General features: G+C 33.0%; 13 protein-coding genes. 3 read left to right on the plus strand and 10 right to left on the minus strand.

Annotated features, from left to right (window positions below; translation table 11 throughout):
• Positions 1 to 18 precede the first annotated feature (18 nt).
• The 6 genes from HYN56_RS12705 to HYN56_RS12730 form a co-directional block, all read right to left on the minus strand.
• A complete protein-coding gene (locus tag HYN56_RS12705) occupies positions 19 to 588 on the minus strand; it encodes a DUF4142 domain-containing protein (protein WP_109192516.1) in 570 nt (189 codons plus the stop codon).
• A 258-nt stretch (positions 589 to 846) separates the two neighbouring features.
• Complete coding sequence (locus HYN56_RS12710; protein WP_109192517.1) at positions 847 to 2,631, minus strand: sensor histidine kinase; 1,785 nt, start codon at positions 2,629 to 2,631, stop codon at positions 847 to 849.
• A gap of 10 nt (positions 2,632 to 2,641) precedes the next feature.
• On the minus strand, positions 2,642 to 3,091 hold the full coding sequence (locus tag HYN56_RS12715) for a response regulator (protein WP_109192518.1): 450 nt from the start codon (positions 3,089 to 3,091) through the stop codon (positions 2,642 to 2,644).
• Between the two features lie 21 nt (positions 3,092 to 3,112).
• Positions 3,113 to 3,664, minus strand: coding sequence for a helix-turn-helix domain-containing protein (locus HYN56_RS12720; RefSeq protein WP_091491510.1), 552 nt, complete (start codon positions 3,662 to 3,664; stop codon positions 3,113 to 3,115).
• A 157-nt stretch (positions 3,665 to 3,821) separates the two neighbouring features.
• Positions 3,822 to 4,007, minus strand: coding sequence for a CsbD family protein (locus tag HYN56_RS12725; protein ID WP_091491509.1), 186 nt, complete (start codon positions 4,005 to 4,007; stop codon positions 3,822 to 3,824).
• 142 nt (positions 4,008 to 4,149) lie between these two features.
• Positions 4,150 to 4,623 (minus strand): Dps family protein, encoded by a 474-nt coding sequence (locus HYN56_RS12730; protein WP_109192519.1) that lies wholly within the window; start codon positions 4,621 to 4,623, stop codon positions 4,150 to 4,152.
• A gap of 192 nt (positions 4,624 to 4,815) precedes the next feature.
• Between HYN56_RS12730 and pyrF the strand changes: the two genes are divergently transcribed.
• From pyrF to HYN56_RS12745, 3 genes are all read left to right on the plus strand, one after another.
• Positions 4,816 to 5,637, plus strand: coding sequence for an orotidine-5'-phosphate decarboxylase (gene pyrF, locus HYN56_RS12735; protein ID WP_109192520.1), 822 nt, complete (start codon positions 4,816 to 4,818; stop codon positions 5,635 to 5,637).
• Positions 5,638 to 5,762: 125 nt separating this feature from the next.
• Complete coding sequence (locus tag HYN56_RS12740) at positions 5,763 to 6,563, plus strand: ABC transporter substrate-binding protein (protein ID WP_109192521.1); 801 nt, start codon at positions 5,763 to 5,765, stop codon at positions 6,561 to 6,563.
• A 1,035-nt stretch (positions 6,564 to 7,598) separates the two neighbouring features.
• Entirely contained in the window at positions 7,599 to 9,092 is a 1,494-nt protein-coding gene (locus tag HYN56_RS12745; RefSeq protein WP_109192522.1) for a catalase, read from the plus strand.
• Positions 9,093 to 9,263: 171 nt separating this feature from the next.
• Here HYN56_RS12745 and purU read toward each other — a convergent pair whose 3' ends face one another.
• The 4 genes from purU to HYN56_RS12765 all read right to left on the minus strand — a co-directional run bounded on the left by purU (position 9,264) and on the right by HYN56_RS12765 (position 13,268).
• Positions 9,264 to 10,118: a formyltetrahydrofolate deformylase gene (gene purU, locus HYN56_RS12750; RefSeq protein WP_109192523.1), complete on the minus strand. Its 855-nt coding sequence runs from the start codon at positions 10,116 to 10,118 to the stop codon at positions 9,264 to 9,266.
• Positions 10,119 to 10,225: 107 nt separating this feature from the next.
• Positions 10,226 to 10,945 carry a DUF4197 domain-containing protein gene (locus HYN56_RS12755; protein WP_109192524.1) on the minus strand — a complete coding sequence of 240 codons (720 nt, stop codon included), beginning with the start codon at positions 10,943 to 10,945 and terminating at the stop codon, positions 10,226 to 10,228.
• 218 nt (positions 10,946 to 11,163) lie between these two features.
• Entirely contained in the window at positions 11,164 to 11,514 is a 351-nt protein-coding gene (locus HYN56_RS12760) for a hypothetical protein (protein WP_109192525.1), read from the minus strand.
• Positions 11,515 to 11,708: 194 nt separating this feature from the next.
• On the minus strand, positions 11,709 to 13,268 hold the full coding sequence (locus tag HYN56_RS12765; RefSeq protein WP_109192526.1) for a L,D-transpeptidase family protein: 1,560 nt from the start codon (positions 13,266 to 13,268) through the stop codon (positions 11,709 to 11,711).
• Between the last annotated feature and the right edge of the window lie 208 nt (positions 13,269 to 13,476).

A 13,476-nucleotide genomic window follows, 5' to 3' on the forward strand; every position in this document is an offset into this window, starting at 1 on the left:
TAGATAGATAATAGGCGTTTATACATTTTGTTTTCTTATTCTTTCTGTCTCTCTTAAGAGCTTGTATTGTTCAGGCAAATATCTCAGGACTAGTTCCAGAATCTGTTTATCGTTTGTTTCTCTGGAAATGGTTTCAAATAATTCAATCTGGTTGCCTAAAGCGTCTTTCATGGCGTTTAAGTAGACATCGTTAAATTCGCTGCCTTTTGCATCAATGAGGTTGTACAGGTCTCTTTTGTGTGTGGCATTTATTTCAGTAATGACAATGAGCTTCATGGCGGCCATTTTTGATATTTCGTCCAAAATCTGATTTTCCTGATTCTCGATTCTTTTTCCTAATTCCTGAACGATAGCGTCTGAACTTTTTTGTTGTGCAATTTGACTTTTAGAAATAATTGATTTACTCGCATTTGCCGTCGAAATAAAGAAATAGGTTTCTGTCTCTTCTTTTTCTGTTATCACAAAAGCCTGATTCTTTAAAGAATTTTCTATCGGATTAATCTTTCTGCATGACGTCATGCATAATACTAATACGAACAAGAAAAAGACTTTTAAAACAGAAGCTTTTAAGGGGGGAATTGCTTTCATTGTTATTTCCTCAAGTATTACATTACAAAGATGCTAACGAATGAAAGATTTTGCTTTACAGCATAAAAACGAAACGTTATATAATTCCCATAACGAGATTATTTAATTGGTTTACCCTTTGTAATTCAGGGGTTTGATTCGTTTTTGTTTGGCGTAAAAAAAAAAGAAACCACAGATTTTTCTATGATTTCTTTTATTATTTTGAATATAAAGTGCAGATTTTTTTTCTTACAATTTCTTAAAGCTTTTTTCAGATTTCTAATCCGGAAGAAAAACGGTGAATTCAGAACCTTTTCCAAGAGTACTATCAGCAAGAATATGGCCTTTGTGATTCTCGACAATTTTTTTACAAATTGCCAGTCCAATTCCGGTTCCGGGATAATCTGTTTTAGAATGCAACCTTTGGAAAAGAATAAAAATAGTTTCCTTAAACTGAGGGTCAAATCCCATTCCGTTGTCGGTGAAAGTTATTTTGTGAAATTTCTTGACAGATTGTTCCAGTACTTCGGGATAATCTGCAGAGTTTACCTTTTCGCTTGTAATTGAAATTTCAGGTTCAATTCCGGGCTGACTGTATTTTAATGAATTTCCAATTAAATTAATAAACAGTTGTTCGATCTGATATGGAATTACCGAAAGTTTAGGAAGCTTATTGGTTTTGATAACCGCTTTCTTTTCTTCGATAACTTCTGCCAGCTCGGATTCGGCATTGTCCAAAAGTTCGTTCAGGTTTATTTTAATGAATTCTTTTTTGGTTGTATTGGTTCTCGAAAATAAAAGAAGATCATCAATCAAAACACGCATTCTTTTTGCTGAACTTTCAATTTTACTGATGTAATTTTTGGCACTGTCAGACATAACGGCTTTATCAGCATCTGAAACTCTCGAGATAAAAGTCTGGATTTTTCTAAGCGGTTCCTGTAAATCGTGACTTGCAACGTGATTGAAAGAAGCCAGCTCTTTATTGCTTTTTTCCAGTTCTTTATTTCGTTCCTGAAGTTCGATATTTAACAAATGCTCGTCTGTGATGTCAAAATTAATTCCAAGCAAAATTTTACTTCCCTGTTGATCGGTTACAATTTTAGCAGTTGTTTTAAAATAACGCACTTCATGATTAGGACGGACAATTTTATAATAAACAAACGGAAGTTGTTTTCTCTCCACAATTCCGTCCATATAATTAGCAAATGTTTCTTTATCGTCGGGATGAACAAATTTTAAAAGTGTCGCTTTATTAGGAACAAAAGAGTTTGGCTCGTGTCCTAGAAGACGATATTGATTATCTGAATAATCAATTTTATCCGAATCCAGATCCCATTGCCAGGTGCTGAAATTACCAATGCTTTCCGATTCGGCAATTAAGCCGCTGGAAATTAAAAGTCTTTTATTGAAAATTTTTAAGCGTTCAAAATCACGACTGATTTGTCTATAAGCCAATAAAATAAAACATAAAGCAACCAGAAACAATGAAATAGAAAAAAGCGGACTTAAAGAAATTTCAGAATCGTATATTTTAAGTCTTGTTTTTAGAAAAGTTTTTTCGATATCATTCATTTCATCAACCTTAAAACGAATGTTTTCCATTAAGATTCGTCCACCAAACATATGATTGTCGAGTTTTCTTTTGTCATACGTTTTAGGATCACTGTATTTTAAACAGTTTTCAAAAGAAACAAATCGCTGGGTGATGAGTTTGAATAATTTTTGAAGATTTTCCTGTTGCTGCGGATTATCAGCAGTCAGTTTTTTTAAAGTAATAAAAGAAGTGTTTACTTTATCTCTCGAATAAATGTAAGGAGTAAGAAAACGGGCATTACGAGTTATGATATAACCTCGCTGGCCCGTTTCTGCATCTTTTATCGCCGACATTAGTCGTTCGAGCTGAATGTTTATTTCATAAGTATGCATAACCACTTTGCTTGATTCATTCAAGTCCTGATTATGCTTATAAGCAATTGAAGAAAGAAATAACAGAATGAAAACTGCGATTACAAAAATAACTCTCAAAGAGTTTGAAGAATTAAAATTTGGTATCCACTTCATTTATGTGTGCTTATTTTAGTCGCAGCAAGAAATTATCACGGTTAAGTCCTGAAGTATGATAATGCCAGTTTACGGTCACGACCTCATTAATTATTTTTTTAAGCGTATTAAAATCGCTTGGTTTTTTGATATAAATATTGGCACCCTGAATAAAAGTATCTTCAATGTCTTCTTCAGATGAAGAAGTAGAATAGATCGCAATAATTATATCTTTTAAATGCTCTGTTTTCTTGATTTCAATCAAACATTCTTTACCTGTTTTTTTAGGCATGTTCAAATCCAGAAACAAAATATCGGGAAGTTTATTGTCTGTGTTTAATAAATGATCCATCAGCTGCATTCCGTCATGAACAAAACTTACATTTGTCTGAATTTTGATTTCCTCAAAAGCATCTTTGAAGAAAAGACGGTCATCTTCATCATCGTCGGCTAATAAAATGTGTAATGCGTTTTTTTGCATTTGATCGTGGTATTTGGGTTTTTATTTTAAATTTTCTCTTCGTTTCTTGATAATTCTCTGAAAAGCAGACGGAGTAATTCCGGTTGTGTTTTTAAACTGCGTACTCAAATGGGCAACACTCGAGTAGTTTAGTAAAAAGGCAATTTCGGTCAGACTCATTTCATTGATAATAATCAATTGTTTTGCTCTTTCAATTTTCTGTAAAATAATAAAGTTTTCAATAGAAGAATAGGTTACTTCTGAGAAAACATTAGATAAATAACCATAGCTGTGGTTTAACTTTTCGGCCAAAAACACAGAACTTTTATAATTATTACTGTCGTCCATAAAAACAAGTTCAATAATTGCATCTTTAATCTTTTGGACCAAAACACTTTTCTGATTTTCAACTACTTCAAAACCGCATGGAGCTAATTTAGTTTTTAAATTATCCAGTGCTTCGGCATCTATATTGTCTTCAATCTCGATTTCTCCAAATCCCAGAGTAGTAAAATTAATATTATTTTGTTCCAGATTTTGTTTCAAATAAAGAGAGCAAATTGTATTTATGTCGAACTTTATAAATAGTTTCATTTTATAGAAATTTGGTTAAAGATACTTATTTTATTTGGTGTTTTTGCTTAAAAAAAGCTTAGAATTACAAGTTAAATGCATTTTAAAATAAAATTATCAAAAAAATACCGCCTAATATTTTTACTAGACGGTATTTTCCCGGTTGAGTTGTAAGGATTTACAAATCTGACAGGATTTTGTGGAATTCTTCTTTAGTTTTCCCCAATTTTTGCTGAAGTCTTCCGTACATTTCGTCTTCTTTTCCTTCAGCAAACATCAAATCATCATCTGTTAATTCAGCATATTTTTGCTTTAATTTTCCTTTTAACTCGTTCCAGTTTCCTTTTATTTCAGTAGTATTCATGATGTTTTTTTGTTTGAAATTATTGTATTGTAAAATTGCAAATTAAAAAACAGGATCATGTTACATTTATTTTAATAACTGTTGTATAATTTTCATTTCAATTAAAAATTGAGAATTAAAAAATTAAACCTGACAGTGCAGATTAAACCTGATAGCGTCTTAAAATCCACGCCATTTTTTCGTGTTCCTGAAGCAATCCTGTAACAAAATCGGCAGAACCGGCATCGTTGGTTTCGTTTTCAAAAACAGGAATATAACCTCTGAATTCCGTTACTAGTTGTTCGTGGTTTTCTAAAAGTTCAGACAACATATGTTTTTGCGAAGCATATTCTTTAGGAGATTCTTTAAGAGTAGAATTTTCAATAAACTCTTTCATGGTGCCAATTGTTTTTTCGCCCAGTTGATTGATTCTTTCGGCAACTTCGTCGATTTGGGCTTCAAGAATTCGGTATTGTTCTTCAAACAGCTTATGTAATTCCATAAAGCTGTTTCCAGAAATATTCCAGTGAAATTTTCTGGTTTTTACATATAAAGTCATTTCGTTAGATAAAATCGTGGCTAATATTGCAGCACTCTTTTTTAGGTTTTTTGATGTAATTCCGATATTAGGGCTCATAATTGTCTGTATTAAAGGTTTTCTCAAAGATACCTTCAAGCTATAATTTTCTCTTACACAATTTTTTACAGATGTTACAGAAATTCAATGTTAATTAGGAAATTAGATAATGTTGTGAAACCTGAAACCTGAAACTTGAGACTTGAAACCAACAATATTATTTGTAATTTTGCCGCACAAGCAAAACACAATATGACAACACAACAACTACACGAACAAATTCTTCAAAAAAAATCATTTTTATGCGTTGGTTTAGATCCGGATCTTGCTAAAATGCCACAGCATTTATTAGAATCAGAAGATCCAATTTTTGAATTTAATAAAGCGATAATCGATGCTACTCATGATTTGACTGTTGGTTACAAACCGAATACAGCATTTTTTGAAGCATACGGAATAAAAGGATGGATGTCTTTGCAAAAAACAATCAATTACATCAACGAAAATTATCCTGATATTTTTACCATTGCAGATGCAAAACGTGGTGATATCGGCAATACCTCAAGCATGTATGCCAAAGCTTTTTTTGAAGATTTGAATTTTGATAGTGTAACAGTTGCTCCTTACATGGGAAAAGATTCTGTTGAGCCTTTCTTGGCTTTCGAAAATAAACATACCATCATGCTGGCTTTAACTTCTAATGAAGGTGCTTTCGATTTTCAGACTTTAAATACTAATGGAAAAGAATTGTACAAACAGGTTTTGGAAACTTCTAAAACCTGGAAAAACAGCGAAAATCTGATGTATGTTGTTGGTGCAACAAAAGCCGAATATTTTACCGAAATCAGAAAAATTGTTCCGGATAGTTTTTTATTAGTTCCGGGAATTGGTGCTCAGGGCGGCAGTTTGTCTGAAGTTTGTAAATACGGAATGAATGATAAAGTAGGTCTTTTAGTAAATTCTGCAAGAGCGATCATCTACGCTTCTAAAGGAACTGATTTTGCTGAAAAGGCCAGAGAAGAGGCTTTGAAAGTGCAACAAGAAATGGAAGAGATTATTAATTCCAAAGCATAATAATTTTAAATAGATTAACCGCAAAGTTCGCTAAGGTTTTTCGCAAGGTTCCCAAAGAAAAAACTTTGTGTTCTTAGCGTAAATCTTTGCGAACTTTGCGGTAAAAAAAAAAACAATCTAAACTCATGAAACAATTTCAAGACCAATTAGGAACGATTCATTCTTTTGAAACAACTCCAAAAAGAATTGTTTCGCTGGTTCCTTCCCAAACAGAATTATTGTATGATTTAGGTTTAGAAGATAAAATTATCGGAATAACGAAGTTTTGTGTCCATCCGTTTCATTTTAAGTCTACCAAAAAGATTGTCGGTGGAACAAAGAAAATTCATTTTGAAAAAATCAAATTGCTGCAGCCGGATATTATCATTTGTAATAAAGAAGAGAATACCGAAGAAATTGTGAATCAGTTAAAAGAAATCTGTCCGGTTTGGGTTACGAATATTGTTTCAATCGAAGACAATTTTCAAATGATTTCAGATTTCGGACAATTATTCAATTGCAGAACCGAAGCTCAAAAGTGGAACAACAAATTGACTTTCGCTTTAAGCGATTTCAAAAATTACATAAAAGAGATTAAGGAAAAGAAAGCAGCTTATTTTATCTGGAAAGACCCATATATGGTTGCCGGAAAGGATACGTATATAAATGAGCTGTTAAAACTTAATCATTTTAAAAACATCTACGAAGACAAAGGCCGTTATCCTGAAATCGAATTAAGGAAAATGCGTTTGGAAGGCGATCCGGATATTGTTTTCTTGTCATCAGAACCGTATCCTTTTAAAGAAGAAGATGCTTTCGAAATCGGAAGATTTACGCATCATGCCAAGACTATTTTCGTAGACGGCGAAATGTTCTCCTGGCATGGAAGCCGATTATCAAAGGCTTTTTCTTATTTTAAATTGTTACAGGAAAGACTTAAAAATTAGTTTCAGGTTTTCTTTGTCTCAGGTTTCAGGTTAGCTTTAGAGTGCTTTGATTTAACCGCAAAGAGCGCAAAGAATTACGCAAAGTTCGCAAAGTTTTTTACACAAAGCTTTGCTAACTTTGCGCTTTTTGTAAAGCCTTTAAATAAAAAACTTTGCGCTCTTTGCGGTTAAATTATGTTCAAAGTAAGGTGACCTGAAATCTTAAGCTTGAAACAAAGCAAACCAAATTTTTATAAAAAAGAATGCCGACATCTCAAAGACGCCGGCATTATTTAACTAACCAAAACCAAAATAATAAATAACCAGTTTATTACATTACAAAGATCCGACATAAATCAATGTAGTGCTGTTAAGATCTTGTTATTACTTTGTTGGATATAAGTTAATGTCTAAAATTTAAAAATCCCAAAATTTTCAAAATCCAAATTCCAAACTTGTTTAAATTGGAATTAGGATTTTTTTTATTGGAATTTAATCAAAAAATAATGCCGGCTCCTCGAAGACGCCGGCATTATTTAACTAACCAAAACCAAAATAATAAATAACCAGTTTATTACATTACAAAGGTCATACATAAATCGATGTATTGCTGTTAAGATCTTGTTATACTTTGTTGGATATAAGTTAATGTCTTAATTTAATTCCAATATTTAAAATTCCAAATTCCAATTTTTGCTATATGTGGCTAAGATTGGAATTTGGAATTTTTTATTTAAGTTATTTAAATTTATTTGGAATTTAATATAAAAAAGAATGCCGGCTCCTCGAAGAAGCCGGCATCATTTAACTAACCAAAACCAAAATAATAAATAACCAGTTTATTACATTACAAAGGTCATACATAAATCGATGTAATGCTGTTAAGGTTTTGTTATTACTTTGTTGGACATACGTTAAGATTTTTAAATACCCGATTTTGAGCTTTTTGCAACAATAAATAACTTTTGATTATTAAAATATAGTGCCAATCAATTTTGTTTATGAATATGGTAAGGATAAGTTTGTATATTTGGTAAAACATTAAAAATCAGCATTATGGATTCGAGTAAAAAATTAACAACTGCTACAGGAACTCCCGTTCCGGACAATCAAAACATTCAGACTGCAGGTCCTCGCGGACCCGTTTTATTACAGGATTTTTGGTTTTTAGAAAAGATGGCGCATTTTGACCGCGAAGTGATTCCCGAAAGAAGAATGCATGCCAAAGGATCTGGTGCGTATGGAACTTTTACCGTAACGCACGATATTACAAAATATACCAGAGCCGATATCTTTTCTGAGATAGGAAAAAAGACTGAAATGTTTGCCCGATTTTCGACAGTAGCGGGAGAAAGAGGTGCGGCAGATGCGGAAAGAGATATTAGAGGCTTTGCCTTGAAATTCTATACCAACGAAGGAAACTGGGATTTGGTAGGAAACAATACTCCGGTATTCTTTTTTCGCGACCCAATGAAATTTCCAGATCTGAACCATGCTGTAAAACGTGATCCAAAAACCAATTTAAGAAGTGCTGATAATAATTGGGACTTTTGGACACTATTACCGGAAGCTTTACATCAGGTTACCATTGTAATGAGCGACAGAGGAATTCCGAAATCTTACAGACAAATGCACGGATTTGGAAGTCATACTTTTAGTTTTATAAACAGACAAAATGAAAGGCATTATGTAAAATTTCATTTTGTAACCCAACAAGGTATTGACAATCTTTCTGATGAAGAAGCAGCAAAACTAGTTGGAGGCGACCGCGAAAGCCACCAAAGAGATTTGTTTGATGCTATTGAAGAAGGAAACTTCCCAAAATGGAAAATGTTTGTTCAGATTATGACAGAGGAACAAGCAGAGAATTATCGTTTTCATCCTTTCGATCTGACTAAAGTTTGGTTGAAAAAAGATTTCCCATTGATTCCTGTGGGAGAATTTGAACTAAACAAAAATCCGGAAAATTATTTTGCCGAAGTAGAACAGGCAGCTTTTAATCCGGCGCATGTGGTTCCGGGAATTAGTTTTTCTCCAGATAAAATGCTTCAGGCACGTTTGTTCTCTTACGGAGATGCACACCGATATCGTTTAGGAGTTAATAATTTCCAGATTCCGGTAAATGCATCAAGATGCCCGTATAATACTTTTCACAGAGACGGAGCAATGCGCGTTGATGGAAATAACGGTTCTAAAAAACATTACGAACCAAATAGCTTTGGCGAAATGCAGGAACAACCGGAATTTAAAGAACCGCCTTTAAAACTTCATGGCGATGCCTGGGCACATAATTTCAGGGATGATGATAATGATTATTTCTCTCAACCTGGATTATTGTTCAACTTGTTAACTCCAGAGAAAAAACAACTGTTATTCAAAAATACTGCAGCCCAAGTTGGTGGTGCACAAAAATTTATTCAGGTTCGCCACATCAGAAATTGCTTTAAAGCCGATCCTGCATACGGAGAAGGTGTAGCAAATGCTCTTGGAATGACGATGCCAGAAGTAGATGCCTTTGACGATCCGAGATTGGCGATTGTGGTTAGATAAAAAGGTTCAAAGGTTCAGAGAGGCAAAGGAACAAAGGTTTCTCTTAGAGTTTTAAAAACAAACCCGACAGGTTTTAAAAACCTGTCGGATTTGTTTGTTTTAAGGATGAGAATCATTTCAAAAAGAAAACCTTTGAGCCTTTGTCCCTTTGTCTCTTTGTACCTTAAAAAACTAAGAAAAAACCACCGTTTTGTTGCTATAAACCATTGTTTTTCGTTGAGAATGTAATTTTATAGCTCTTGCTAAAACGATTCTTTCCAAATCTCGTCCTTTCATGATAAAATCTTCTACAGAGTGAATATGCGAAACTCTTGCAATATCCTGTTCGATAATCGGACCTTCGTCCAGTTCTTCGGTTACGTAATGACTTGTGGCACCAATAATTTTTACACCGCGTTTAAAAGCAGAATGATAAGGCTTAGCTCCCGGGAAAGCAGGTAAAAACGAGTGATGAATATTGATGATTCTGTTTTCGTAAAGTGAAATCAGTTTTGGAGTGATAATTTGCATATAGCGCGCTAAAACAATAAAATCAATGTGGTACCTTTTTAATAACTCAATTTGTTTGGCTTCGCCTTCTTCTTTATTGTCTTTAGTAAAAGGAACAACGTGAAACGGAATGTCAAATTTTTCAGCTATTGATCTTAAATCATTATGGTTGCTTATAATAACCGGAATTTCGATATTCAATTCACCGGCACTATAGCGACCCAAAATATCAAAAAGACAATGATCATATTTAGAAACAAACAATGCCATTTTAGGTTTTTGTTCCTGACTGTACAAATCCCAGGACATATCAAATTTTGATGCAAGCGTTTGGTCAAAGTCTTCTTTAAAGCTTTCAATTGTAATTTCAGAATTGGCAAATTCACATTCCAATCGCATAAAAAATACATTTTGCTCCACATCAACATGTTGGTCGATGTAGGTAATGTTTCCGCCTACTTTAGCAATAAAAGTAGTTACGGAAGCGATAATGTTTTTCTGGTCTTTACAGTGAATTAAAATGGTTATTTTTTGCATTCTTATATAATTGGTTATTTTGGTTAGTGACAAAGTTACAAAGGTTCAAAGTAGCAAAGGCTGCTCTGAACCTTTGTCACTCTGTCTCTTTGAATCTTTAGGAAAAATTATTTTCCATCCTGCATAGCAAAAACCTTTTGTAATAAAGGTGTTGTTCTGGCAGAAATATCATTTCTTATTTCTTTTTCTTCCACAGCAATCATTTTAAAAACACCTGCCAAAGCCTGATTTGTTGTATAATCAGTCAAATCCGGATTTACTTTTTTTACTAATGGAATAGTGTTGTATTTTGTGATAATGTTTTTCCAGACTACATCGGCGCCTACTTTTTCAAAAGAACTTTTAATCACAGGATTAAATTTACCATACAAAGCTGTTGTTGTACTATTTTGCAAATAACTAGTTGCAGCGCTGTCGTTTCCTAAAAGGATGTTTTTAGCATCTGTAAAACTCATGTTTTTAACCGCAGAAACAAAAATAGGAGTTGCTTCTTTCACAGCATCTTCAGCAGCACGGTTCAGCATTTTGATTCCTTCATCAGCCAGTGAGCTTAAACCTACTTTGCGTAGTGTTGCATCTACTTTTTGTAATTCTTCCGGCATTAATATTTTTACAACTTCATTTTTATAGAATCCGTCAACAGCAGTTAATTTGCTTACTTGTTCTGTGATTCCTTTGTTTAAAGCTTCCTTCAATCCTGAAGCAATATCTACAGTTCCTGTTGTTGGAATCTGAGATGCTATCTGAGGCAATTGATTTAAAGTCTGTTGTACCTGTGCGCAAGACGTTAGAGAAAATGTAACGGCTAATAGAAAAATCTTTTTCATTATTGGGGTTTTATTTAAGTTTCAAAAATAGTACTTATTCAAAAATAAAGCCACAATTTTATATGTTAGACCGCAACATTTTGTGTTAGAATTAACAAAATATCCCCAGTCTCAAAGATAAGTAGGTCAAAGGGATAGTATAAGGTTGATTTTAGGACAATATTTCCTAATTAGGATCTTTTTTTATACAATCGTTGATGCTGTTTTTAGAGCAGTTTTTATTTGTAAGATAATCGGGTTTGCGGATTGTAAACGGGTTTGTTTGTATTTAAATCCTTTAAAATAGTATCCGTATAATCTTTACCTCCTTTAATTAGATAAAAAAGCGATTTTGCCACATAAACCGGCCCATACGGAAATATGCGCCAACCCGCAGAAAGGTTGATAAAGAAATGTTTTAAAGCATATTTGAAAGTACTCTCATTCGGACGAATAAAATAAATATTGGATTCTTTAATTCTTTTGACCATTTTGGACAGAATAAAAGGAAAAATGATAAACTTTCCTCCCTGTTGGATTAAGACGTTTATTTCAAACATTGTTAGGCCTTCAATATTATTTGTTTTCATAATAGTTAATTTTTTAAATATTATAAATCAGTGGTATAATTGGAGTGCAAAGATCTTGAGATCCGGAAAGAGTTGTTGCCTGTAAAAGGTTTTAAAATAATGAGTTAAGACTTTTTTTTGGCGGTAATTTAGAAAAAAAAAGTGAGAATTTATCAAAATTGATAAATTCTCACTACACTTGAATTGAATTATTTTTATTGAGCAGCAATGGCACTTTCGCCAGTTAACTCTTTATCTTTTTCGTATACATCCTGAAAGAAACCAATTTCCCCATTTTCATTAACTAATGAAGTAAAATAAGTAATGTAAATAGGTACTTTTTTAGATAATTTGAAACTGCTTTCTACTTTTCCTTCCATTGCTTTATCAATTTTAGCTTGTGTCCATTCCGGATAATCTTTAAGCATAGCAACAGCTAATTCTTTAGCCATTTTTACATTAATGCAACCATGGCTAAATGTTCTTTTTTCAAAATCAAATAATGTTTTAGAAGGTGTATCGTGCATGTAAATATCATCAGAATTTGGGAACATGAATTTTACCAACCCTAAAGAATTATCCGGACCTGGTTTTTGTCTTACTTGTCCGTTTACCATTTCCATATTTTTCTCTGCTAAATAATTTGGATCTGATGCAATTTTAGATCGTAATTCATTTTGAACAATGCTTTGTGGAACGGTCCAATAAGGACTAAAAACGATTCTGTCAATTTCACCATTGAAAATGGTAGTTTTAGTTAAAGGAGCTCCAACAAAAACAGGTGAATTTAACTGTACTTTTCCATTTTTAACGTATACCATTTCATACGAAGGCACATTGACCAAAACATATTCGTCGCTTGCCGCAATTTGAGATGCAATGGCGCGGCATCTTTCCATATTCAGTTTTAAAGTTTCCATTTTCTCAGAAAGCGGAATATTCATTTCTTTAATATGTTCTTCTGCAAGAATATAGTTTGGTTTAAATCCGTTACGGACTTTGTATTTCATTACAGCATCCATCAGTTCACGGTCGTAAACATCACTTTTAGAATCCTGTTTTAAATCGCCTAATAGATACAAACGATTTCTAACCTGAGCAATAGTGCTGGAAACAGCGTCCGGGCGTAACTCTTTATAAGGAGATTCAGCAGGAACAATTGGTTTCCATTTATGTGAACGGTCTAGTTTTTTGTATTTTTTCAATACATCTTCCAATTTATAATATTGGTCGTATTCTACTTTGGCATCAAGATTCGCAGTAGCAGATGATTCTTCGATAGTACTGTAGTTCAAAAAATCTTTCAACATGTCATTGTAGGACAATTTTTTCTTGTCTGTATTGCTTTTTTTAGTGTACAAAACATACATTGAACTTAAAAGCATGTCAGCATCCGTTTTAGATGGATTGTTTTCTAACGAATCATCAAAAAGTTTGTCAATTTCATTTTGGTAAGGAAATACTAAATCATTAGTTTTTTTTGCTTTTTCATATAATACAGAACCAAATTCATTGATTTCGTCTTCATCAAACCAAATCGTTCCAAGAGTTCTGGTTCTGTATAATGACATTACATCTGATTTGTATTTTTTTAAATCAGCATACCTTTTAAAAAAGTCATTCGCTTTTTCAGCGTTTGCAAGATCTGTATCGTTGAAAACGGTTGTGTGGTTTGAAGTTTTTTTATGGGAAAAATTGCTGTTTTCAAGTGTATTGAAAGAAGATATAAAGAAACTCAAACCCAAAATTGCGGTGAATGAATAAAATGTTTTCATTTTTTTTAATTTTTACGTTATTACTTTTTTTGATGGTAAGCTTTGGTAAAAATTTGGGGGCTTTTCTACATTGCTAAATTACTTTAGAGCGCCTTAAAACATGTTTCCTGATTTTATTTAAATGTTGCGAAATTGCCATGTCTTTTAGCTTTCTTTAACTATATCAATTAGTTACGTAATTTGTTACCCTTGTAGTTCACGAAATCGA

It is taken from the genome of Flavobacterium crocinum, assembly GCF_003122385.1.
In the GTDB taxonomy this organism is placed as follows: Bacteria; Bacteroidota; Bacteroidia; order Flavobacteriales; family Flavobacteriaceae; genus Flavobacterium; species Flavobacterium crocinum.

Excerpts from the sequence above, each read along its gene's own strand:
- HYN56_RS12760 (WP_109192525.1), bottom strand. The coding sequence starts at position 11,514 with ATGAAAACAAATAATATTGAAGGCCTAACAATGTTTGAAATAAACGTC.
- HYN56_RS12725 (WP_091491509.1), bottom strand. The coding sequence starts at position 4,007 with ATGAATACTACTGAAATAAAAGGAAACTGGAACGAGTTAAAAGGAAAA.
- HYN56_RS12730 (WP_109192519.1), bottom strand. The coding sequence starts at position 4,623 with ATGAGCCCTAATATCGGAATTACATCAAAAAACCTAAAAAAGAGTGCT.
- HYN56_RS12745 (WP_109192522.1), top strand. The coding sequence starts at position 7,599 with ATGGATTCGAGTAAAAAATTAACAACTGCTACAGGAACTCCCGTTCCG.
- HYN56_RS12755 (WP_109192524.1), bottom strand. The coding sequence starts at position 10,945 with ATGAAAAAGATTTTTCTATTAGCCGTTACATTTTCTCTAACGTCTTGC.
- HYN56_RS12710 (WP_109192517.1), bottom strand. The coding sequence starts at position 2,631 with ATGAAGTGGATACCAAATTTTAATTCTTCAAACTCTTTGAGAGTTATT.
- HYN56_RS12765 (WP_109192526.1), bottom strand. The coding sequence starts at position 13,268 with ATGAAAACATTTTATTCATTCACCGCAATTTTGGGTTTGAGTTTCTTT.
- HYN56_RS12720 (WP_091491510.1), bottom strand. The coding sequence starts at position 3,664 with ATGAAACTATTTATAAAGTTCGACATAAATACAATTTGCTCTCTTTAT.
- HYN56_RS12705 (WP_109192516.1), bottom strand. The coding sequence starts at position 588 with ATGAAAGCAATTCCCCCCTTAAAAGCTTCTGTTTTAAAAGTCTTTTTC.
- pyrF (WP_109192520.1), top strand. The coding sequence starts at position 4,816 with ATGACAACACAACAACTACACGAACAAATTCTTCAAAAAAAATCATTT.
- HYN56_RS12715 (WP_109192518.1), bottom strand. The coding sequence starts at position 3,091 with ATGCAAAAAAACGCATTACACATTTTATTAGCCGACGATGATGAAGAT.
- HYN56_RS12740 (WP_109192521.1), top strand. The coding sequence starts at position 5,763 with ATGAAACAATTTCAAGACCAATTAGGAACGATTCATTCTTTTGAAACA.
- purU (WP_109192523.1), bottom strand. The coding sequence starts at position 10,118 with ATGCAAAAAATAACCATTTTAATTCACTGTAAAGACCAGAAAAACATT.